Genomic DNA, 23,502 nt, shown 5'->3' on the forward strand with positions numbered 1-23,502 from the left:
CGGAGGGTGGGTCCATGCCGGGCCGATCACTGTATGCGATAGGCGACGCGAAACCCGATATGGGAGGTCGGGAAGTCCCGTTCCTGTGCCTGGAACGCGGCGGGGCGGAAGTTCGCGCAGTAATTGGTCGCGCACAGGAAGCTGCCGCCCTTGACCAGTCCGACCGGCCCGTCGCCCGCGACCCATTCCCATACATTGCCGACCATGTCGTACAGGCCGAGATCGCTGGCCGGAAAGCGCGCGACGGGCGCGATGCCGGCATAGCCGTCCGCCGCACTATCGACGATCGGGAAGACGCCTTCCCAGACATTCGCCCGCGCCTTGCCATGGTCGAACGCCCACGCCATCGCGTCGCGCGGCGTTGTCTGACCACCACGGGCGGCGCGTTCCCATTGTTCGACGCTCGGCAGGAATCCGCCGGCCCAGGCGGCATAGGCGGCCGCGTCCGCCCGATCGACATGGACGACCGGATCCTGCCAAATGGCCGTCGAGCGTGCTGCCCGGTCCCTGCGGATGACGCCAGTCGGCACCTTGCACGTACCGCCACCAGCGCGCCGCATCGTCGAGCGGGACCGGTTCCGTCGGAGCGACGAACACCGCCGATCCGCCGTCGCGTTCTGCACGGGTCCGATGCCCGGTGGCGGCGACGAAGGCGGCGAACTGGCGGTTGGTCACCTCATGCGCGTCGATGCGAAAGGCGGCGACGGGGGTTGCCCTGCCGGGCCGGCCGGCTCCGTCCTCGCCGAACAGTACCGTGCCGGCCGGAATTGTGACGCACGCGTCGGTTGCGTTACAGCGGGCGGCAGGGCGGTGGGCACCGCTCGACACCAGCCCGGCCGCCGCAAGGAACAGCGCGGTCGTTCGCCTCATGGCTTCGGACCGGTGGCGGTCGGCGTGGGCGCGACGGGCAGGGGGACGACGCCCTTGTCCTTCGCATAGCTGTCATACGCTGCGACCAGTTCGGCAAGCCGCGCCGGTTCGGCCGAAGCAAGGTCGCGCGTTTCGCCCGGATCGCAGGCAATGTCGAACAACTGCCAGCGACCGGTGCTGACCCCCTTGCGCGTATAACGGTTGGTCCCGGCAGGCAGGTACACGACCTTCCAGTCGCCCTTGCGCAGCGCGCGGCGGTAGAAGAGTTCGTACCCGATGGCTTCGCCCGCCGTGCGGATCGCGGGCGCGCTGGCGGCAAGCACCGGGCGCAGGCTGTGCCCCTGATGCGGCAGGATCGGCCGCCCGGCAAAAGTCGCGGGCTGGTTCAGTCCGGCATAGTCGAGCAGGGTCGGCGCGATATCGCGCACGTCGAGACTGGCCGTGGCGATGCGCCCGCCGCCCCGCACGCCCCTGCCCGCGGCAAAGGCGCTTACGCGTATGCCGCCCTCGGTCGGATAGCCTTTCACCAGCCATGACGGCGTCGAATTGGCCTGTGCCCAGCCCGGGCCATAGCCGACATAGCTGGTCGCCTTCCCGATATTGGCGAGACGGTTATCGATGCCGAGCGAGGGGGCCGGGGCTGCCGGTGCGTCGGGGTCGGCCGGAGGTGCCTTGGGATCAGCGATCCTGAAGCGGGGAGAGGGGGCTTCGATCACATTGCCTTCGGGACCATTGTCAGACAGGAACAGGATGATCGTATTGTCGTAGCGACCCTGTGCCTTCAGTGCGGCGATCACCCGCCCGACATTCTGGTCGAGCCGGTCGACCATCGCGGCATAGACCTCCATCTTGCGTGCCTCGACCGCCCGTTCGTCCGGCGACAGCGAGGCCCAGGGACGAACCTGTTCGGTGCTGTGGGCGACGGCGTCGGCGGGAATAAGGCCCAGTTGCTTCTGCCGGGCCAGGCGGGCGTCGCGCAATGCTTCGTACCCGGCGTCGTAGCGGCCCTTATACTTGGCGATCGTTTCCGGCGGCGCCTGTAGCGGCCAGTGCGGCGCGGTGAAGGGAAGATAGGCGAAGAACGGGCGCGCATCCCCCGCGCGCTTCGCCTGATCCAGATAGCCGATCAGGCGGTCGGTGAAGTAGTCGGTCGAATAGCTGCCGGCCGGGAGCGTGGCGGGCCTGCCGTCGTCGCGGTAGCTGGGGTTCAGTCCGGCATTGGTCCACGCGGCGTTCTGGTCCGCGCCGAAATGGTTCGACAGCCCTTGCAGCAGCGCGAAGCTGTGCTCGAACCCGCGCGCCGCCGGTTCGCGATCGGGGGTGAGGCCGAGATGCCATTTGCCCGCCATCAGCGTGGCATAGCCGCCGGCGCGCAACAATTCGGCGATCGAGGCGACCCGGTCGTTGAGATAGCCTTCATAGCCCGGCCGGCCGCGGGTCGCATCGCTCAACAGCTCGGCCATGGTACCGAGGCCCGCCTGATGATGGTCGACCCCGCTCATCAGCATGGATCGCGTGGGTGAGCAGGTGGGTGCGGTGTGGAACCCGGTAAAGCGTACGCCCGACAGTGCCAGCGCATCGAGGTTCGGGGTCGCGATTTCGCCGCCGAACGCGCCGATGTCGGACCAACCGAGGTCGTCGGCGACGATGACCAGAAAATTCGGGGCATCCTTCGGCGCGACAGCCGGCGCGGGTTGCGCGGCTAAAACCCGCGGCGTTTCGGGCGCGGCGGCGGCGGGGAGTGCGAACAGCAGCACGGGCAGGGCGGCGGTCAGGGGCTTAACCGGCATGGGCATTCCTAAAGGTAGCGAAGGTCGTGCGCACGGGCATAGCGAACCTCCGGGGGCCAGCAATAAAGATAATCTACCAATGTGATGGGAATTAGTGGGTTCGTTTCGATGCCGTGCCTATTCTAGCCAGGGCCGGTCCGGCGGGTGCCGCCGCCCTTCGTCATCGGGGACCATCCATGCCTGCCTTGCCCGCCCGTTCCATCCGCCTTGCCCTGTTTGCCGGGGCGTCGTTGTGCGCCATTCCCGCCCTTGCCGCCGATCCGGTCCCGACGGCCGCCGAAGTTGGCACCGACGCCCGCGAAGAGGCGGCGGGGGGCGAGGATATCGTCGTCACCGCACGCCGCCGGGCCGAGCGCAGCCAGGACGTGCCGATCGCGATCAACGCGTTCGGCGCGGCGCAGATCGAGGCGACGCGAACCTACAACCTGCGTGACCTGCAGCAGCTGACGCCCAGTCTGGTCGTGACCAACACCAACCCGCGCAACACCAGCATCAACATCCGCGGCCTGGGCAACAATGTCGCGGTCTATAATGACGGGCTGGAGCCAGCGGTCGGCGTCTATGTCGACGGCGTGTATCTCGCGCGGCCGGGCCAGACGGTGTTCGACCTCGCCGATCTTGAGCGGATCGAGGTGCTGCGCGGGCCGCAGGGCACGCTGTTCGGCAAGAATACCTCGGCTGGCGCGGTCGTGGTCACGACCAGGTCACCGACCTTCGATCCCGAGGCGGGCGGCGACGTGTCGCTCGGCAATGTCGGTTTCCGTCAGCTCCATGCCTATGTCTCGGGCCCGATTACCGATAGCCTTGCCGCACGGTTGTTCGTGTCGAAGACCGATCGCGACGGCTTTACCCGCAATCGCTTCGACGGGCGGCTGGGGCAGGATTTCCATGACCTGAACCTGCGCGGGCAGCTGCTCTACAAGCCGACCGATGCGCTGACGCTCCGCCTGATCGGTGACTGGGGGCGGCAGCATTCGTTCACCGCGGGCGGCATCCTGCTGGGCGCGATCCGCAGCTATGACAATTCTGCCAACTTCGCGAACAACTATTACGACCGTGCCGCGCGGCTGGGGTATACCCCGGTGCCGGCCGACCCCGCGTTCCGCCTCACCGATGTCGACGCCAACCCCCGCTATGCGATGAACCAGCATGGTATCAACCTGACCGCCGATCTCGATCTGGGGGCGGCGACGCTGACGTCGGTCACCGCCTGGCGCGCGTGGAACTGGTATCCGCACAATGACGGCGACGGCACCAGCATCGATGCCGGTGCCGATTTCCACCAGAGTAACGAGCAGCGGCAGGTCAGCCAGGAACTGCGCATCGCGTCGAACGGCGACCGTGCGGTCGATTATGTGGCGGGCCTTTATTATCTCTACCAGTCGATCCGCGCCGAGGCGGTCAACCGCTACGGCAGCCGTGCCGCCGACTGGTTCCTGCCGCCCACCACGAATGCGGCGGTCGGGGCGGCAGCGCTCAACGACTATCAGGTGGTCAGCCAGTCGCGGCCGGTCACCGACAGCTATGCCGCCTTTGCGCAGACGACATGGCACATCGTGCCCGGCGTCGATCTGACCACGGGCCTGCGCTATACCTATGAAACCAAGAGCGGATATTTCGACCAGATCGCGACCGGACGATCGCTTGGCGATCTGACCACGGCGCAGCAGGCGACGGCGCGGACGATCCGGTCGCGCTATGGCGTCGCCAACCGCTATGACGCGGAAACCCGGGCCGGGCGACTGTCGGGACAGGCGACGCTGTCGTGGAAGGTCGTCGAACCGGTGCTGGGCTATGTCACCTATGCGCGCGGCAACAAGTTCGGCGGGCTGAACCTCGCCAACATAACCACGACCGGGCAGTTCGCCGCCAACCCGGTGATCGCACCCGAGACGATCGACAGCTACGAAGCGGGCATCAAGACGACGTGGTTCGGCGGGCGGCTGACCGCCAATGCCGCCGCCTTCTGGACCGATGTGCGGGATTACCAGACGACGATCGTCGATATCGAACGCAACGGCGTCAGCTTCTTCACCAACGCGGCGAAGGTCCGCACGCGCGGCGTCGAAGCGGATATACGCGCCACGCCGACGCCGTGGCTGACGCTCTACGGATCGGGCACCTATGACGACGCGCGCTACATCTCCTATGCCAACGCGCCCTGCCCGATCGAGATTACCGGGCGCACATTGTGCGACCTGTCGGGGCGGCGCCTGCCGGGCGTGTCGGAATGGGCGGCATCGGCGGGCGGTGAGGTCCGCGCCCCGATCGCGAACATGGCCGGACGGGCAGGGGAGGTCTATGTCGGCGGAGATTACAGCTATCGGTCGAGCACCAACACCACGGCCAGCCTCAGCCGGTATTCGGTGATACCGGCCTATGATCTTCTGAACCTGCGCTTCGGATTTCGCACCGGCGACGGGCTGTTCGACATTCAGCTATGGGGTCGCAACGTGACCGACGAAGCTTATTTCCTGTCGCGCGCCGCCGGCAATACGGGGGCGATTACCGGTACGCTCGGCGAACGGGGCGACCGGGCCGGACAAGCGCGTGACGGTCGAGATTGCGCCGATCCTGGAGGACGCGCAGGCAATCGCCATGCGGGCGGTAGCGGCGGCACGGGCCGGGGCGGCGGTGCTGGTGGTGCGCAACAGCGTCGCCGGCGCGGTCGCGGTGGCGCAGGCAGTGGCGGACTTGGTCCCCGACCTTGCCTTTGCGGTGAACGGGGTGGCGACGGTCCATCATGGCCGGTTCGCGGCGCAGGACCGCAAATTGCTCGACGATGCGGTGACGGCGGCGTTCGGCAAGAAACGCAGCGGCGGCGGGCGGGTGCTGGTGGGTACCCAGACGCTGGAACAGTCGCTCGACATCGATGCCGACCTGCTCCTCACCGACCTTGCGCCCGTCGACGTGCTGTTGCAGCGGATCGGGCGGTTGCACCGGCACCCGGGGCGGGAGCGTGGGCCGTTCGCGGAGCCGCGTGCGATCGTGCTGCGGCCGGCGGAACGCGACCTGACGCCGCTGCTCTACGGACGGGCGCTGCATGGACTGGGCGGGGTCAAGCGGATCGCGCCCTATCCCGACATGCTGCCGATCGAGGCGACGTTGCGGTTGCTGGAGGAGATGCCCGACATCGTCATTCCGCGCGACAACCGGATGCTGGTCGAACGCGCGCTGCATCCCGCATTGCTGGACGCATTGGGCGACACGCTGGGCGGCGACTGGCAGAACCATCGGCGGCAACGCAATGGCGGTGCGCTGGTCGATGCGGAGACGGCGGCGAGTATCGCGCTGGATCTCGGCAAGCGCTTCACCGCGTTGCCGCCGTTCGAGGGGGGCGAGGCGGTCGCGACCCGGCTCGGCGCGCGCAACCTGTTGGTCGACCTGCCCGAAGTGCTGGACGGCGCGTTCGGCGGGACGATCGATCGGATCGCGATCCCCGCGTGGATGGCCGAGGGGGCGGACAGCGCCACGGTGGAGCGGATCGATGGCCGGCAGTTTGCGCTGGGGGCGAAGCGGTTCCGGTACGACCGATGGGGGCTGGTGCGCGCCTGAACAAAATGCGCGGCGGGTATAACCGCCAGCCATGGCCCGGTTGACGCGCGCGGCGGATCGCAGGAGGTTCGCGCTTTGCCAGTGCCCGGAGTAGCCATGACCGCATCCGCTGCCGCCGCTGCGGTCCCCCCTGCCGCTGCCAGCCATCCGGGGCGCAGCGCGATGCTGCTCTACGGCCTGCTGGGCTTTTCGGCCGGGCTGCCCTTCTACATGTTCTCGACCGTGCTGGCGCTCCGGCTGCAGGCGCATGGCGTGGCGCTGACGGTGCTGGGCTTCTTTGCGTGGGTGCAGCTGCTGCCGACGCTGAAGTTCGTATGGGCGCCGCTGCTCGACAAATATGACGTGCCGGGGTTCAGCCGCTTCTGGGGCAAACGGCGCGGGTGGATCATGCTGGCGCAGCTGGGCATCGTCAGTGCGATGGGGGCGATGGCGTGGACGGCGGACGATGCCAGCCTGCCCGTCACCGCGCTGTTCGCGGTGCTGCTGGCCTTCTGGACGACCACCCTCGAAGTCGCGGCGGATGCGTGGCGGATCGAGCTGTTCCCGACGCAGGACCAGCAGGGGCCGATCGTCGCCGCCAACCTGTGGGGCTATCGCACCGCGATGGTCGCGGCGGGAAGCGGAGCGCTGCTGCTGGCCGACAATGGCGGCTGGGCGCTCGCCTATCTGCTGGTCGCGGTCGCCGCGTTCCTGCCGTTCCCGATCCTCGCGGCGATGCGGCCGGAGGCGGGCCGGGGCGGCGGGCGGAGTGTCGCGCTGCTGACCGGGATCGGCGGCGGGGCGGTGATCCTCGCCGCCGCCTGCGCGGTGACGGCGGGGGTCGGCTATGTGCTGCTGAGCGCGGCCGCCGGGATCGGGATCGATGCGAAGAGCAATGTCACGCCATGGGTGCTGGGACTGTGCATGGTCCCGTTCCTCGGCATGGCCGCCGCGTTGCCGTGGATCAGGAAGGCGCCGCCGACCGCGCCGATCCGCACCTCGACCGCAATCGGGCCTTATGTCGATTTCTTCTGGCGGTTCCAATATGCCGCGATCCTGCTGATGGTCTTCGTCTCGCTGTACCGCATGGGCGATGTGCTGGCGCTGAACCTGTCCAAGCCGATGATCAAGGAACTGGGCTATAGTCTCAGCCAGATCGGCCGCGCGGACGGTATCGTGGCGCTGGCGGCGAGCATGGTCGGGGTCGGCCTTGGCGGCTGGATGGTGGCGCGGCGGCCGATGCTGTGGGCGCTGGCGGTCGGTGCGGTGGTGGCGGCGATCGGCAATTTCGGCTTTGTCTGGCTCGCGCATCAGCCGGTGAGCGAGGCGATGCTGTATGTCGCGACCGCGCTGGACCAGTTCGGCAACGGCTTTGCGGGTGCGGTGTTCGTCGTCTATCTCTCACTGCTGGTGAACCCGCGCTATCCCGGCGCGCAATATGCGTTCCTGACCGGCTTTGCGTTCCTGCTGCCGCGGATGCTGGCCGGAGCAGGCGGGTCGATGGTCGGGGTGATCGGCTATGACGGGTTCTTCCTGCTGTCGGGCGCGGTCAGCCTTGCCGCCATCCCGCTGCTGCCCGCACTGTCGAAGATACGGGCGCGGGAGGATGATGCGTGATCGACCGGGCGTTCAGCGAAGCCGCGCGTTATGTCGCGGAAGGGCGGATACCCGGCGCGACCCTGGGCATCGTCACCGCCGATGGCGGGCGCGAGGTGCGGGTGGCCGGGCTGGCGCAGCGGGTACCGGTCGAGGAGCCGCTGACCCGCGACCACTGGTTCGACTTGGCGTCGGTCAGCAAGGTGATCGCGACCACGCGGTTCGTGCTGCGACTGGCGGAGGAGGGGCGGATCGATCTCGACCGGCCGCTGACCGATGCGATCCCGGACTTGCGCCAATACGACGTCGCCGGCGCGGCGGAGCGGCGGCTGACGTTTCGCGACTGCCTGGTCCACCGCACCTTCCTGCCTGCGGTCGAGCCGATCTATACCTATGGCGACGATCCCGCGCGGCTGCGGGCGTTCGTGTTGCAGCGGGAGTGGAAGCACGGGCCGCCGGTCTATTCCGACATCAACTTTATCCTGCTCGGCATCGCGGTCGAGCGGATCATCGGTGCCGGGCTGGATGCGTTGCCATTGGGGTCGGGGTTGAGCTGGGGCCCGCCGCCGGGGCCGGCGGTCGCGACGGAGCATTGCCAGTGGCGCGGGCGGGTGCTGGTCGGCGAGGTGCATGACGAGAATTGTTCGGCGATGGGCGGGCGGACCGGCCATGCCGGGCTGTTCGGGACGGTCGATGGCGTGCTGAACTTCGCGGCCGGGCTGCTTGACGGGAGCGGCGCAACGGCGGCGATGCTGGAGGCGATCCGCACCCCGGTCGAGGGGCGCCGGACGGCCGGGTGGGAAATCCGCTTTCCGGGCTGGTCCGGGGGGCAGGCCTGTTCGGCGGGGACGATCGGGCATACCGGCTTTACCGGGACCGGGCTGTGGGTCGATTTCGAGCGCGGGGTGGCGTGGACGCTGCTGACCAACCGGGTGCATCCGACGCGGCATTTCGACAGCGGTATTTTTGAGTTGCGGCCGGCTACCGGGGATGCGGTGGTGGCTACTTTCGATGCCGGATCAGTGGGTTAGCGGGTAGGGGTGGTTTCAAAGTTCACTAAGTTCACACTTGCCGCGTTTTCGTGTGGCGCTTTGCGTCGGGCGGGTTGCGGCAGTGAGAAAGAGCCGGCCCAAGGTAGCGGGGTAGGGGTTTGTAGGAAAGCTCGCGTCGCCCCAGCGAAGGCTGGGGCCTCCTGCGGCGAGGCGCGCGCTCCATTACCGGGAGACCCCAGCCTGCGCTGGGGTGACGTTTGTGGCCGGGGTGGGAAGAAGCGGGACGCCTTACGGTGCCTCGATCACTTCGCGCAGGACGCCGAGGAATTCGCTGGCGAGGGCACTTGGCGGGCGGTCGAGCAGGTGCATGGCGTGGACGTCGAAGGTCAGCGAGGGCTTCAAGGCGCGCATCGCGAGGCCGTCGGTGAGCGAGGCTTCGGCGGTGAAATTGTCGACGATGCTCAATCCCACGCCGGCGCGGACCAGCGCGGCGGCGATGTAGAAGGTGCGTGCCGAGGCGACCTCCTGCAATTCGATGCCGAGCCGTTCGAGTTCCTGTGCGAACAACTGGCCGATCGGGCCGCTGGCAGCGAGCGTGATGAAGGGGTGGCCGACCAGCTGCGGGAGTTCGATCCGTTGCGCGGCATCGGGCAGGTCGGCGTCGCGGTAGAGGACGACCAGTTCGCCTTCGCCGAGCCACACCTTGCCGAGCGGTGCGCCGCGCGGGACTTCGGCGGCGATGGCGATGTCGGTTTCGCGCTCGTACAATTTGCGCAGCAGGTCGTCGTGATGGACCGTCTGCAGGTCGAAGCGGACGTCGGGGCGCTTCGCCATGAAGCGCGCGACGGCGGTCGGCAGCGCGCCGAGCGCGAGGCTGGGGAGCGCCGAGATGCGGAGCGTCGCGCCGCCGCCGCTGCGCAGGTTGCGGCCGGCTTCGCGCAGGGCGCGGACGCGTTCCTGAATGTCGGCCACGTCGCCGAACAGGGCGTGGGCGTCTTCGGTAGGCACGAGGCGGCTGTTGGTACGCTGGAACAGTTCGAAGCCGAGCAATGTCTCGGCATGGCGCAGCGTCTTGGAGACGGAGGGCTGCGAGATGTTGAGCGCGCGGGCGGCGGCACTGACCGAGCCGTTGACGTAGACGGCGTGGAAAATCTCGATATGGCGCAGGTTCATGTCGCCGTGTGGCCCCGATAGCGGCCCTCGTCCAGCCCGTCTTCGGCACGCGCCACCAGCGTTGCGACGGTCAGGTTGGCGCTGGCCGAGGCGACGGTGCGGGTCATGTCGAGCAGCCGGTCGAAGGGGAGGACGAGGCCGACGACCAGCGCGGTTTGTTCCGCGCCGACACCGACCGCGCCGAGCATGGCGGCGAGCATGAACAGCGAGGCGGAGGGCACGGGCGCGGTGCCGAACGCGGCGAGCGCGCCGGTCGCCAGCATCACCCCCAGCATCCAGCCATCGGGCGCGATGCCCAGCGCCTGCAACGCGAACTGGCCGAGCAGGCCGACATACATGGCGGTGCCGTCCTTGCCGATGCTGGCGCCCAAGGGCAGTACGGTCGAGGCGATCGGCCGCGCGATGCCGAGATTGTCCTGCGATACGCGCAGCGCGACCGGGAGCGTGGCGGAGGAGGAGGCGGTCGAGAAGGCGACGATCAGCGCATCGACGATCCCGCGAAAGAAGCGCACCACCGGGAGCTTCGCGACGAAGCGCAGCAGCCCGGCATGGAACGCCATCTGGGCCAGCGTGCCGAGGATGACGCACAGTGCCAGCCAGCCGACATTGACGAACACCGCCATGCCGTTCCCCGCGACCGCGTTGGCGATCAGGGCGAGGACGCCGAACGGGGTGACCTCCATCACGATGCGCACGAGGTGGAGCAGGACGGCGGAGAGGCCCTGCAGCAGTGCCACGACCGGCTTGCCCGGTTCGCCCGACACGACGCTGGCGATGCCGAGCAGGACGGCGACGAAGATGATGGCGAGCATGTCGCCCTTGGCCAGCGCGTCGACGATGTTCACGGGCACGATGCCGAGCAGCTGGTCGGCGGGGGTGACGGGCGGCCCCAGCACATGCGGCGCGACGCCGGTCAGCGCGATGCCGTCGCCCGGTTGCAGCAACAGGCCGAACCCCATGCCGACCGATACCGCGACCAATGTGGTGAAGGCGAATAGCGCGACCGTCCGCCCGCCGATCCCGCCCAACCGGCGCGGATCGCCGAGCGACGCGATGCCGGCGGCGATGGTGATGAGGACCACCGGTACGACCAGCATCTTGATGAGCCGGACGAACAGGTCGCCGATGATCTTGATCGCCGCCGCGCCATCAGGCCACAACAACCCGAGCGCGACGCCGAGGAACAGCGCGCCGACGACCCGCTGCCACAGCGGAATCGCGAACCAGCGCCGCATCAGGCGAGCGATCCCCAGAAGCCGGGGGCGGGCGGCGACAGCATGCCTTCATGGTCGGTGACGCCGCCGGGGCGGTCTTCGGACAGCCAGAGCGGGCCGTCGAGATCGACGAAGGCGGCCTGCCCGCCCAGCAGCATGGCCGGGGCGATGCCCAGCGACGAACAGACCATGCACCCGACCATCAACCCGAATCCCTTTTCCCTCGCCCTGTTCGCCAGCATGAGTGCTTCGGTCAGGCCGCCGGTCTTGTCGAGCTTGATGTTTACCACGTCATAGCGTCCGGCAAGCCGGTCGAGGTCGGCGGCGGTGTGGAGCGCTTCGTCGGCGGCGATCGGCATGGGGCTGTCGAATTGGGCGAGCGCGCCGTCTTCGCCCGCCGGCAGGGGTTGTTCGAGCAGGTCGACGCGCCAGTCGAGAAAATGGGGTTTGAGCGTTTCGAGCGTGTCGATCGTCCAGCTTTCGTTGGGATCGACGATCAGCCGGGGCGTCGGTGCGGCGGCGCGGACGGCGGCGATCTGCGCGGCGGGATCGCTGCGGTCGACCTTGATCTTGAGCAGCGGGACGGTGGCGACCTTCGCCGCCGCGCGGGCCATCGCGTCGGGCGTGTCGAGGCCGATGGTGATCGCGGATGGGAGGGCGACCGGTTCGCGCAGGCCGGCGAGCGCGGCGACGCTCCGGCCGGCGAGGCGCGCCTCCAGGTCCCACAGCGCGCAGTCGACCGCGTTGCGCGCCGCACCGGCGGGAAGCAGCGCGGCGAGATCCTTGCGGCAGGCACCATCGGCGATGGCCGGGGCGACGGCGCGGATCGCGGCGATCGAATCCTCGATCCCCTCGCCGTAGCGGGCATAGGGGACGGCTTCGCCGCGACCGGTCACGTCGCCTTGGGCGATCGTGACCGTGACGACATCGGCCGCCGTCTTGACCCCCCGCGAGATGCGGAAGGGGGTGCTCAGGCCGAAACGGTCATGGGCGACGTCGAGATGTCGAAGCATGTCTGCATCCAGTCGATGATCGGGTCCGCGCCGAAGCGATAGGGGTCGGTGCAGGGCAGGCCGTGCGCGTCAGCGGTTTCGGCGCAAAGGCGGCGGGCCTCGTCCTCGGGCAGCTTCACCGTGTTCAGCGCGATGCCGACCGCCTGCACGTCGGGGCTGGTGAGGCGCGCGACCGACAGGTTGGCGGCGAGGCACTCGGCGATGCCGGGGACGGCGTAATGGGGAAGCCCACGCATATGGTCGCGTGCCGGATCGTGGCACATGACGATCGCGCGCGGCTGTGCGCCGTGGAGCAGGCCAGTCGAGACACCGGCGAAGGACGGGTGGAACAGCGAACCCTGCCCCTCGATCAGGTCCCAGCCATCGTCGCTGCGCGCCGGGGTGATCGTCTCGATCGCGCCCGAAATGAAGTCGGCGACCACCGCGTCGACGGGGACGCCCGAGCCGGCGATCAGGATGCCGGTCTGTCCGGTGGCGCGGAAGTCTGCCTTCATCCCGCGCGCGATCATCGTGCGTTGCAGGGCGAGGGTCGAATACATCTTGCCGACCGAACAATCGGTGCCGACGGTCAGCAGGCGGTTGCCGGCACGCTTCTTTCCGTTGCCGACCGGGAGGTGAGCGGGGGGATCGCGCACGTCGAACAGCTGGACGCCGGCGTCCTGCGCGGCCTTTACGATCTGCGGCACGTCGCGCAGTCGCTGGTGCAGGCCCGAGGCGACGTTCATGCCGACCGCGATCGCGGCGAGGGCGTCCTGAATGAGCGCGTCACCCATGCGGCCGCCGGCATTGGCGATGCCGAGGATCAGCGTATTGGCCCCGGCGGCGCGGCCCTGCGCGGCGTCCATGCGCGGGAGGCCCAGCGTCAGTGGGCAGTCGTCATGCCGCCATTCGCCGACGCATTCGTCGGGGCGGAAGGTGGCGACCCCGCGCGAGGTCTTGATACCGACCGCGTCGTCGGAATGGCCGAGATAGAGGAGGAAGGGACCGGGGATCATCGCGCACCCTGCTGGCTGTCGGGACACCGGGATAGGGCGGGGTGGCGGTGTGCGTCATATCGTGCTGTCGCGGGGGGGTATAGCGGTTGGTTATGGGGTGATTGGCGGCGTAGCGATGATCGTTGTCCCGGACTTGATCGAGACCTTTGCGAAAGTCGCCCGATCACCTGAAAATCCCGTACCCCGGCGAAGGCCGGGGTCCAGTTGGGAAGGCTTGGCCGTATCTTACCGACGTCCCCCAACTGGGCCCCGGCCTTCGCCGGGGTACGGAAGGAGCGTTTCGCAGAGGGCACGACTTGATCGGGGGTGAAGTATGGATCAGGGGGCCGGACAGTTTTTCGGCGTCGGGCGCAGCAGGGCGCGGCCGGGGGCGGCGCCGGTGGTCGCGCCGTCCTTCAATGCGAGTTTGCCGTTCACGAACAGCGCCTTCACCCCGACGCTGGGGATGCGCGGGTTCACATAGGTCGCGCGCGGCGCATAATTGACCGGATCGAACACGACGACATCGGCATAATAGCCGGGCTTCAGGTAACCGCGATGGTCCATGCGGTACATGTCGGCGGTCGCGCCGGTCGAGCGGTGGATGAAGTCCTTCAATGAGATCACCTTCCGCTCGCGGACATAGACCTGATATTTGCGCGGGAAGGTCGCGTATTGGCGCGGGTGGCCGTTCGATCCGTCGGAGCTGGTCACGACCCAGGGTTGCCGCATGATCAGGTCGGCATCGGCGTCGATCATGTTGAAGCTGGCGACCGAGACTCCCGCCGGTTCCTTGCCGGTGGCGTCCGCGACACGCAGGATCTTGATCGCGGCGTCGATGGGGTCGAGTCCCCATTGGTCGGCCATCTGGCCCAGCGTCTTGCCGGTCCATGGCATCCCGGCGCTGGTCAGCAGCAGCGATTCCTTGCCGCCGCGACGGCGCAGATTCTCGGCCATCTCGGTCTTGATCTTCGCCAGCGTCGCCGGGTCGTCGAACCGCTGGATCAGGCGGGGATAGCCGCCGTCATTGGCCCAACGGGGGACGAGCGCGGCGTCAACGCTGGAGCCGGAGGCGAGCCACGGATATTGGTCGGCGGTGACGTTCTGCCCCGCCTTGCGCGCGGCTTCGATCGTCGCGATCAGTTCGGGGGCCTTGCCCTGCACGTCGACGCCCAGCGCCTTCAGATGCGCGATATGGACCGGCATCTTCGCCTCACGACCGATCTGGATCACCTCCTTGGTCGAGTTGATGAGGCCGATCGAATAGTTGGATTCGTCGCGCTGGTGCGTGTCGTACATGCCGCCGCGGATCGCGGCCTCGCGGGCGATGGCGACGACCTCGTCGGTCTTGGCGAAGCTTTGCGGCGGGTAGAAGAGGCCGGTCGAGAAGCCATAGGCGCCCTCGCACATCGCCTTTGCCACCAATGCCTTTTCCTGCGCCAGTTCGGTGGGCGTGGGGGCGCGGTCGTCCTGTCCGATCACCCGGCCGCGTACCGAGCCGAAGCCGACGAAGGGCGCGACATTGGTGCCGATGCCGCCGGCCATCAGCTTGCGCGCATCCTCCGCCACGTCGGGCGTGCCATAACCGTCGACGCCGATGACGATGGTCGAGACGCCCTGCGCCAGCCACGGCAGGTTCAGCCGCTCCTTCGCATCGGGCGAGCGGATATAGCTGTCGGGATGGGTGTGGGCGTCGATGAAGCCGGGGGCGACGATCTGGCCCTTCGCGTCGATCACCTGCGCCGCCTGGGTCCGGCGGGTCGGGCCGACATAGACGATGCGGTCGCCGGCGATCTCCACGTCGCCGGTGATCGGCTCGGCATTCGCCCCGTTATAGACGGTGCCGCCGCGGATCACGATGTCGACCCGTGGTGCGGCCGCGACGGCGGGGCCGGCAAGCGCGGCGAGCAGGGCGATCAGGGGCAGGCGGCGCTTCATCGGCGAATCCTTCTGGGCTGGGGCGTCAGCGTAGCACGGCGCGCGGCCTTTCCGTCCACCGCCGCGCGGCTGAACAGCAGGGGCAGGGTTTGGCCAGCGATCCAGGGGGCGTATTGGTCGCGATAATGCGGGCTGCGCGGGTCGTTCGACTGGCCGGGCAGGTTCAGGAACACCGAATTGTCCCATGCGCCGACATCGATGACCTGCAGATAGCTGGCCCCGCCGCCGACGCGCCAGCCCGGACCATCGCCCAGCCAGCGGGCCATGACGGTGTAGCTGTCGCCGCCCGACGCGCCGCCCTCGATCGAGGGGAAGGCGGCGGCAATGGCGGGGATGCGCGACAGCGGATGGGCGATGCGGACCTGATGCAGGCTGCCCCAGCGCCATGCGGCAGGGTCGCGGCCGAGCAGCGATTGCGCGCTGGTCCATGCCGAGGCGAGCGCTTGTGCCAGCATCGCGTCGCGTTGGGCGACGGGCAGGCGGGCGTCGGGTTGCGCTAGGAGGCCGAGCAGGACCGACGGGTCGATCTCGGTCACCAGCGCCTTCGCCTTTGCGGGTACGATCGCGTCCAGCATTCGCTTGCCGAGGTCGCGCCACAGGATTTCGGACAGCGCGGCGGGGCCGCTATCGGCAGTCAGGCGACCATCCCATCGGCGCAGCATGTCGCCTGCCGGAGAGGGGGTGGCGGGCAGCAGCGCGATCAACTGGCGCGCGGGCGTCGACACCGTGTCGAACTGCAACGCCACGCTGTCGGCAATGCTGTGTTTGGGCTGGGCGGCGAGGACATCGGCGATGCGTTCGTAGCGATAGGGCGCGCGGAACGAGAAGGCGGGGATGCGGTCGCGCGGCCAGTCGGCGGGCAGGTTGTTCTGGTTGGCCGAGGCGAACCAGCCCTTTTTCGGGTTATATTCGTTTGGCAGCGACGCGAAGTCGCGCATCCCGGTCCAGTCGTAGCGCCCGTCGCCCGGCACCGGCAGCAGCCCATCGCCGCGTTTGCGGATGGGCGCGAAGCCGATCACCTGCCACCCGGTATTGCCCGCCGTATCGGCATAATGGAAATTGGTGGGCGAGGGGTGGAGGCGGAAGGCTTTCCGCAGCGAGGCCCAGTCGCGGGCGAGGTTGATCGCGACCATCGCGAACGCGCCGCCGCCGCCCGGCTGCATCGCGATCGACGCCAGCACGCTGGCCCGGCGTTTCGCCGGATCGTACGATACGACCGGCCCCTGCACGGAATAGCGCAGGGTCGCGACATAGGGGGCGGTGCCCTTCACGGGAATCGCGATGTCGATCTTGGTAAAGCGTTTCCAGCCGCCATTGTGGCGGTAGCGTTCGGGATCGGCGGGATCGAGTTCGAGGATGAACAGGTCCTGTTGGTCGATATGGAAATTGGTGCGGCCGAAGGCGAAGCGGTCGGTGTGGCCCTGCATGATGCCGGGCAGGCCGGGCGCGCCGCCGCCGATGACGTCTAGGCCGGGGGCGGTCAGATGCGCGACATGGCGCGGGCCGAAGCCGCCAATGCCGAGATGTGGGTCGTTCGCCAGGATCGGGCGGCCGGTCGCGGTGCGGCTCGCCGCGACGGTCCATGCATTGCTGCCTGCATTGGCGCGGGCCATCGGCCCTTCGGCGGGATCGTTGACCGGCGTGTCGGGGCCGAAGGGCAGGCCACCCTGGCGCAACACGCCGAGGTCGGCGGGGGAGACGGCGGCGGTGTCGAGACCGTCGGGCACGGTCATCTGCCAGTTGGGGCGCAAGGGGGCGACGATCGCGTCGAGGTCGAGCAGGCCGATCGCCGCCAGTTGCGCACGGCGGATTTCGTCGTCGGCATTGCCGATCGCACCGCCGCGGGCGAGGACGAAATCCTCAAGTCGCCATTTGATCGGCTGGACCCCCAGGATCGCATATTCGGGCGGCAGCAGCGTCGGGTCGGCCAGCACCTCGTCGATGCGGGCGTTGATCCCGGCGATATAGGCGCGCACGCACGCCATCACGTCGGCGGGAATCCTGCGCAGTTCGGCGTCGAGGTCGCCGCGATAGTGGAACAGCCGCGCCGCCGCATCATGCTTCGCGAAATCCGCGCCGAACGCCTCGGCCAGCCGGCCGAGTTCGCGGCGGTGGCCGAGATCGATCTGGAACAGGCGGTCGCGGGCGACGACATAGCCCTGTCCGTAGAACGCATCGGGGATGGTCGCGGCGCGGATATGCGGAACGCCGTACACGTCGTCGACGATCTCGATGGGGGCGGAGAGGGCGTCGGGCACGGGCGCGGCACCCGTGACCATCGGCACCAGCGCGAACGCGGCGGCCGATCCCTGTAAAAAGGCGCGGCGGTTCATCATCGGCACTATCCTTCGCTGCGATCGGCCCGGTCCGTTCGGCTCGAGCAGCTTTGACCCTGCGCTCGAAGCAAACGGATGGGGCTAGTCCGGCGGTCGCGAACCTAGGACTGCCGGTGCGGCGACAGGGTATGACAACCGCGCCCCGGCCCATAGGGCGCGTTTATGGCGGGGCCGCCCATAATCTGCGGCTATGGCCCGACGAAGCGATAATAGCCGCGCATCGCTTGACGCATGTCCCTGCGACCGCGCAGCTTTCGCCTTCGACACGAACGACGATGGCGCTACGGCGACGACGATCGGTTCGGCGATGCCGCAGGAACCAATCCGGTAACAAATTCAGCCCGACCAACGGGCGAAGGGGAGCTAATCATGACGACATCCATGCCCTTCCGGCGGTATCTCCCGGCACTGGCGCGGGCGACCAGCCTCGCCGCGCTGTGCGTCGCGACCCCGGCGTTCGCGCAGGAGGCGGTGCCGCAGACCGAACAGGTCGCCGACCCCGCGACGCAGGCGGAGGGCGAGATCCTCGTCACCGGATCGCGCGTCGTGCGCGACGGGTTCCAGTCGCCGACGCCGCTGACGGTGCTGACCGCGGAGGCGATCCAGAACAGCTCCCCCACCAACAACCTCGCCGATTTCGTGAACCAGATTCCGGCGGTGGCGGGCAGCCTGCGCCCGGCCAATTCGCGCCTCGCGATCAGTTCGGGGCTGGCCGGCATCAACGCGCTGAACCTGCGCGCGCTGGGCGAAATCCGCACGCTGGTGCTGCTCGACGGGCGGCGCTCGGTCGGGTCGAGCGTGACCGGGCTGGTCGACATCAACACCTTTCCGCAGGCGCTGGTGAAGAGCGTCGAGATCGTGACCGGCGGTGCGTCGGCGGCCTATGGGTCGGACGCGGTGGCGGGCGTCGTCAACTTCGCGCTCGACAAGACCTATGAGGGGCTGAAGGTCTCGGCCGACAGCGGCATCACCGAATATGGCGACGGGTTCAATTATTCGTTCAGCGTGGCGGGCGGCACCAGCTTTGCCGACGGGCGCGGCCATGTGCTGCTGAGCGGGGAGGTCGCGCATCGCGACGGCATCTTCCAGGTCGATCGCGAATGGAATGCGCGCGGGCGGGTGGTCGTCACCAACCCGGCCTATACCAATACCAATGGCCTGCCCCAGTTCCTGACGCTGAACCAGATCGGGGTCGCCAATGCGACGCCGGGCGGGATCATCATCAATTCGAGCGGCGGTGTCGCCAACCGGCTGCGCGGACTCTATTTCGGTGCCGGCGGGTCGGTGAACCAGTTCAACTATGGCAATTTCAACTCGCCGGCGCTGGGGGGCACCACCGCGCCCAGCCGGACGCAGGGCGGCGACTGGCAGCTGAACGACCAGGGTCGCAACATCGGCCTCGACGCCGATGACGACCGCCACGGCGTGTTCGGGCGGGTCAGCTATCAGCTGGCCGACTGGATCACGGTGTTCGGCGAAGCTTCGTACAACTGGCAGAAGACGCTGTTCAACGCCGGTCCGCAGCTGTCGACCAGCACGGTGCTGCGCGGCGACAACGCCTATCTCATCAACACGCTGGGCGCGGCGCGGCTGGCCGGGATCAGCACGGTCACGCTCGGCACCACCGCAGTCGACCTGCCGTACCGCAAGAACAACAGTTCGCGCGACGTGCAGCGTTATGCGGTCGGCGCGGAGGGCGATTTCCAGCTGTTCGGTAACAAGGCGGTGTGGAGCGCATACGGCCAATATGGCGAGACGAACGCCCGCGAGCAGCTGCGCGACATCATGAACGTCACCCGCATGGCCAATGCGACCGACGCGGTGTTCGCGCCGGCGGGCAATGCGCTGGGCGTCGCGGCGGGGACGATCGTGTGTCGATCGACGCTGACCGCACCGGGCAATGGCTGCGTACCAATGAACCGGCTGGGGATCGGCGTCGCGAGCCAGGGGGCGATCGACTATGCGCTGGGCGACCCGTATCGCGACCAGAAGCTGAAGCAGACGGTGGCGGGCATCAACCTGTCGGTCGTACCCTTCGCCACCTGGGCCGGGGACGTCAGCGTCGCGGTCGGCGGCGAATATCGGAAGGAAGAGGTGTCGGGCTATGTCCCGACCGAGTTCCAGACCGGATGGTCGGTCGGCAACTTCCTGCCCACCTTCGGCAGCTACAACGTCAAGGAAGCGTATCTCGAAACCGTCGTCCCGCTGGGATCGGGCGTCGAGTTCAACGGCGCGGTGCGGGCGACCGATTACTCCACTTCGGGCTATGTCACGACGTGGAAGGTCGGAACGACCTGGGCCCCGGTCGACGACATCCGGTTCCGCGTCACCCGGTCGCGCGACATTCGCGCACCGAACCTGAGCGAGCTGTTCCAGGCGGGCACGTCGCGCACCAACACGCTGACCGATCCGTTCACCAACCGCAACGGCGTCACCTTCCGCGAGACGACGACGGGCAACCTGAACCTGAAGCCCGAAATCGCCGATTCGACCAGCGTCGGCGTGGTGTTGCAGCCGCGCTTCATCCCCGGCTTCTCCTTCTCGGCCGACGGGTTCCTCATCAAGCTGCAGGACGCGATCGGGCAGTTCTTCGCGCAGGACATCATCAATCGCTGCTTCGAGGGGCGGACCGAGTTCTGCGCCGCCTATGGTCCCGATACGACGGGTGACCGCGAACTGTTCTTCCGCGCCAGCCCGTTCAACTTCGCGCGGCAGACGGTGCGCGGCATCGACTTCGACGCGACGTACCGGCTGGCGCTGGACGAGGTGTTCGACAGCGCGCCGGGCAATGTCACGCTGAAGGCGCTGGCGACGCGCTATATCGACAATATCACCGATACCGGCGTGCCGAACGTCGTGCCGGTCGATATCGTCGGGCAGCTGGGCGGCGCGAGCCTGCCGAGCTGGATCTATCGCTTCAACGCGACCTATGACAGCGACAGCTTCGCCGTCACCGGCACGGCACGCGGGGTCAGCGGGGGCAGCTATTCGAACAACTATATCGTGTGTTCGACCAACTGCCCGGTCGGACGGCCGGCCGGCGTGGTGTCGCAATTCCCGACGATCGACAGCAACAAGATCGACGGGGCGACCTATTTCGACCTCAACCTGACCGGCAAGGTCGACATGGGCCAGGGCGCGAAGGCCGAATTGTTCCTGAACGTCACCAACCTGTTCAATCGCGAACCGATCCTGCTGCCGGAGACGGGGTTGGCGGCGAACAGCACCTATTCGGACCTGCTGGGCCGGTCGTTCCGGGTCGGTATCCGTATGCGGACCCGGTGATCGTAGGGGATGCCCCCTCCGCTTGAAACAAGCGTCATCCCAGCGAAGGCTGGGATCTCCCGGTCGTCGCGCGCAGCAGGAGCCGCGGGAGGCCCCAGCCTTCGCTGGGGCGACGTATTGGTGCAAGGTGGAGGGATGATGTGCCCGTGCGACGATCGCGCCGGAACCTGAGCGATGGACGAGATGACGGCATGACCGATAACCCGGCAACGGATCGCCTGATCGCCGCCCTGCGCACGGCGGTGGGGCGTCGGCACGTCCTGACCGATCCGCGTCGTACGGCCCGCTTCCGGCAGGGATATCGTACCGGTAGCGGGGCGGCGGTCGCGGTGGTGCGGCCGGCGACGCTGGTCGAATTGTGGCGGGTGGCGCAGGCGTGCGTCGCGGCCGACGTGTCGATCCTGATGCAGGCGTCGAATACCGGGCTGACCGGCGGATCGACGCCGGAGGGCGACGATTATCCCGGTGGGCTGGTCATCATCAGCACGACGCGGCTCGACCGGCTGCACCTGCTAGGCGGGGGCGAGCAGGTCGTGTGCCTGCCGGGAACCACGCTGTACAAGCTGGAGGCGGCGCTGCGGCCGCTGGGGCGCGAGCCGCATTCGGTGATCGGGTCGTCGTGCCTTGGCGCGTCGGTTGTCGGCGGGGTCTGCAACAATTCGGGCGGGTCGCTGATCCGGCGGGGGCCGGCCTATACCGAACTGGCGCTGTTCGGCAGCATCGGCGCGGACGGCACGCTCAGGCTGGTCAACCATCTGGGCATTGCGCTTGGCGACGATCCCGAAGGTATCCTGGATCGGCTGGACCGGGGAGCGTTCACCGCCGCCGATGTCGATCCGGCGGCGGACCGACCGGCGCACGACCATCGCTATCGCGATCATGTCCGCGACATCGACAGCGACGTGCCGGCCCGGTTCAACGCCGATCCGCGCTGCCTGTTCGAGGCGGCGGGGAGTGCGGGCAAGCTGGTCGTGTTCGCGGTGCGGCTGGATAGCTTTGCGCGCGAGGACGACACGGTCACCTTCTATATCGGGACCGACGAACCCGGGCGGTTGACGCAGCTGCGCCGGACGATGCTGCGCCAGTTCGCTTCGCTGCCGATCGCGGGCGAATATATGCATCGCGGGGCGTTCGATATCGCCGACCGCTATGGCCGCGATACGTTCCGCGCGATCGAGCGGCTGGGCACCGACCGCCTGCCGCGCCTGTTCGCGGCGAAGGCATGGGTCGACGGCGTGACCGGGCGGTTCGTGCGCAACCTGAGCGACCGGGTGTTGCAGCGGGCGGGTGCGCTGCTGGGCGATCACCTGCCGCGGCGGATGCGCGACTTTCGCGACCGGTTCGAACATCATCTGCTGCTGAAAATGCCGCGTGACGATGCGGCCGCGACCGCCGCCCTGCTCGACACGCTGCTGCCCGGCGGATGGTTCGAATGTACGGCGGAGGAAGCGGCCAAGGCGTTCCTCCACCGCTTCGTCGCGGCCGGGGCGGCGGTCCGCTACCGCGCGGTCCATGCCGATCGCGTGGAGGATATCGTTGCGCTCGACGTCGCCCTGCCGCGCAACACGCGCGACTGGGCGGAGGTGCTGCCCGACGACCTAGCGGTGCAGGTCGTCGATACGCTCTATTACGGGCATTTCTTCTGCCATGTGTTCCACCGCGACTATATCGTGCGCAAGGGTGTCGATCCGCTGGCGTTCGAACATGCGCTGTGGAAGCGGCTGGATGCGGTCGGCGCGCAATATCCCGCCGAGCATAATGTCGGCCACCTCTATCCGGCCAAGCCCGCGCTGGCGGGATTCTATCGCAGCCTCGACCCGCGCAACCAGCTGAACCCCGGCATCGGGCATATGCCGCGCCAACGGGGCTGGGGGGCGTGACGTTCTTCCTGGGCATCGATGCCGGCGGCAGCAATTGCCGCGCGCGGCTGGTGGATGCGGCCGGGCGGGAGGTCGGCAGCGGGCGGGCGGGCGCGGCCAATGCCGGCATCGGGATCGACGCGCTGCGCACCGTACTGTCCGATGTGATCGGGCAGGCCACGGCCATGCTGTCGCCGGCGGAGCGCGCCGGGGTCCGCGTCGGCATGGGGATCGCCGGCATCCGTCGCCCCGGCATTCGCGCCGCGCTGGAGGCGACCGACTTCGGCGTGCGATCGGTCGCGCTGGCCAGCGATGCGCAGATCGCGCATCTGGGCGCGCATGGCGGCGGCGACGGCGCGATCCTGATCCTCGGCACCGGCAGCGCGGCGCTGTTGCGGATCGAGGGCCGGGAAGTGGCGCTGGGCGGATACGGCTTTCCGGTGTCGGACGAGGGGAGCGGCGCGGCGCTGGGCCTGAGCGCGGTGCGCCATGCCCTTCGCGCGCTGGACGGGCGGACGCAGTGGACGCCGCTGGCCGATGCGATCTCCGCGCGGTTCGACCATGACACGGTGCGGGCGGTGGCGTGGATGGCCGGGGCGTCGCCGCGCGATTATGGCGCACTGGCACCGATCGTCATGGACCATGCCGACGCCGACGATCCCATCGCGCGGTCGATCGTCGAGGACGCCGCCGGCCATGTCGAGCGCTTCATCGAAACGATCGTCGCTCGCGGCGTCACGCGCTGCACGTTGGTCGGCGGGCTGGCGGCGCGGCTGCATCCGTGGCTGCGGGTGCGGACTGTCGCACATCTCTGCCCGCCGCTGGGCGATCCGCTGGACGGGGCGATCCGGCTGGCGGGGTTCGACCTGCCCGCGACATAAAGTTGCGTTAAATCAGCGTAAACGAAGTTCGGGCAAGCTGCCGCTGC

Annotated in this window: 14 protein-coding genes and 2 pseudogenes; 7 read left to right on the plus strand and 9 right to left on the minus strand. The window is 68.4% G+C overall.

The features are described 5' to 3' along the window. Positions 1-26: 26 nt before the first annotated feature. The 3 genes and pseudogenes from MF609_RS19940 to MF609_RS18975 all read right to left on the minus strand — a co-directional run bounded on the left by MF609_RS19940 (position 27) and on the right by MF609_RS18975 (position 2,660). On the minus strand, positions 27-530 hold the full coding sequence (locus tag MF609_RS19940) for a formylglycine-generating enzyme family protein (RefSeq protein ID WP_336944606.1): 504 nt from the start codon (positions 528-530) through the stop codon (positions 27-29). Positions 531-546: 16 nt separating this feature from the next. Continuing rightward, positions 547-870: pseudogene (locus tag MF609_RS19945) on the minus strand (SUMF1/EgtB/PvdO family nonheme iron enzyme); the annotation flags it as partial. After that, positions 867-2,660 carry an arylsulfatase gene (locus MF609_RS18975; RefSeq protein ID WP_242417640.1) on the minus strand — a complete coding sequence of 598 codons (1,794 nt, stop codon included), beginning with the start codon at positions 2,658-2,660 and terminating at the stop codon, positions 867-869. The gene MF609_RS18975 and the pseudogene MF609_RS19945, both read right to left, overlap by 4 nt. A gap of 176 nt (positions 2,661-2,836) precedes the next feature. On the opposite strand from MF609_RS18975, the pseudogene MF609_RS18980 reads away from it, so the two are divergent. The 4 genes and pseudogenes from MF609_RS18980 to MF609_RS18990 all read left to right on the plus strand — a co-directional run. Next, positions 2,837-5,104: pseudogene (locus MF609_RS18980) on the plus strand (TonB-dependent receptor); the annotation flags it as partial. 154 nt (positions 5,105-5,258) lie between these two features. Further along, positions 5,259-6,215 carry a hypothetical protein gene (locus tag MF609_RS20135; protein WP_419723088.1) on the plus strand — a complete coding sequence of 319 codons (957 nt, stop codon included), beginning with the start codon at positions 5,259-5,261 and terminating at the stop codon, positions 6,213-6,215. 96 nt (positions 6,216-6,311) lie between these two features. Next, positions 6,312-7,811 carry an MFS transporter gene (locus MF609_RS18985; RefSeq protein ID WP_242417642.1) on the plus strand — a complete coding sequence of 500 codons (1,500 nt, stop codon included), beginning with the start codon at positions 6,312-6,314 and terminating at the stop codon, positions 7,809-7,811. After that, the gene (locus MF609_RS18990) at positions 7,808-8,821 is read left to right on the plus strand and encodes a serine hydrolase domain-containing protein (RefSeq protein WP_242417643.1); all 1,014 of its coding nucleotides are present in this window, start codon (positions 7,808-7,810) and stop codon (positions 8,819-8,821) included. The genes MF609_RS18985 and MF609_RS18990 overlap by 4 nt, the downstream gene beginning before the upstream one ends. Positions 8,822-9,070: 249 nt before the next feature. Here the strand turns inward: MF609_RS18990 and MF609_RS18995 are convergent, their stop codons facing one another. The 6 genes from MF609_RS18995 to MF609_RS19020 form a co-directional block, all read right to left on the minus strand. Continuing rightward, the gene (locus tag MF609_RS18995; protein ID WP_242417644.1) at positions 9,071-9,955 is read right to left on the minus strand and encodes a LysR family transcriptional regulator; all 885 of its coding nucleotides are present in this window, start codon (positions 9,953-9,955) and stop codon (positions 9,071-9,073) included. Continuing rightward, a complete protein-coding gene (locus MF609_RS19000) occupies positions 9,952-11,190 on the minus strand; it encodes a dicarboxylate/amino acid:cation symporter (RefSeq protein ID WP_242417645.1) in 1,239 nt (412 codons plus the stop codon). The genes MF609_RS18995 and MF609_RS19000 overlap by 4 nt, the downstream gene beginning before the upstream one ends. After that, a complete protein-coding gene (dgcA, locus tag MF609_RS19005; protein ID WP_242417646.1) occupies positions 11,190-12,182 on the minus strand; it encodes an N-acetyl-D-Glu racemase DgcA in 993 nt (330 codons plus the stop codon). The genes MF609_RS19000 and dgcA overlap by 1 nt, the downstream gene beginning before the upstream one ends. Then, the gene (gene dgcN, locus MF609_RS19010) at positions 12,140-13,177 is read right to left on the minus strand and encodes an N-acetyltransferase DgcN (RefSeq protein WP_242417647.1); all 1,038 of its coding nucleotides are present in this window, start codon (positions 13,175-13,177) and stop codon (positions 12,140-12,142) included. The genes dgcA and dgcN overlap by 43 nt, the downstream gene beginning before the upstream one ends. Positions 13,178-13,495: 318 nt before the next feature. Then, positions 13,496-15,094 (minus strand): N-acyl-D-amino-acid deacylase family protein, encoded by a 1,599-nt coding sequence (locus MF609_RS19015; protein WP_242417648.1) that lies wholly within the window; start codon positions 15,092-15,094, stop codon positions 13,496-13,498. Then, positions 15,091-17,430, minus strand: a complete 2,340-nt coding sequence (locus MF609_RS19020; protein WP_242417649.1) for a penicillin acylase family protein — start codon at positions 17,428-17,430, stop codon at positions 15,091-15,093. Before MF609_RS19020 ends, MF609_RS19015 begins: the two co-directional genes overlap by 4 nt. 369 nt (positions 17,431-17,799) lie before the next feature. Here MF609_RS19020 and MF609_RS19025 point away from each other — a divergent pair, with 369 nt between their 5' ends. From MF609_RS19025 to MF609_RS19035, 3 genes are all read left to right on the plus strand, one after another. Continuing rightward, positions 17,800-20,715, plus strand: a complete 2,916-nt coding sequence (locus MF609_RS19025; protein WP_242417650.1) for a TonB-dependent receptor plug domain-containing protein — start codon at positions 17,800-17,802, stop codon at positions 20,713-20,715. A gap of 191 nt (positions 20,716-20,906) precedes the next feature. Beyond that, a complete protein-coding gene (dld, locus tag MF609_RS19030) occupies positions 20,907-22,595 on the plus strand; it encodes a D-lactate dehydrogenase (RefSeq protein ID WP_242417651.1) in 1,689 nt (562 codons plus the stop codon). Further along, positions 22,592-23,455 carry a glucosamine kinase nucleotide-binding domain-containing protein gene (locus tag MF609_RS19035; RefSeq protein WP_242417652.1) on the plus strand — a complete coding sequence of 288 codons (864 nt, stop codon included), beginning with the start codon at positions 22,592-22,594 and terminating at the stop codon, positions 23,453-23,455. Before dld ends, MF609_RS19035 begins: the two co-directional genes overlap by 4 nt. The last annotated feature ends 47 nt before the right edge of the window (positions 23,456-23,502 follow it).

Origin of the sequence: Sphingomonas panni, assembly GCF_022664435.1 — a bacterium.
GTDB classification, from domain to species: Bacteria; Pseudomonadota; Alphaproteobacteria; order Sphingomonadales; family Sphingomonadaceae; genus Sphingomonas; species Sphingomonas panni.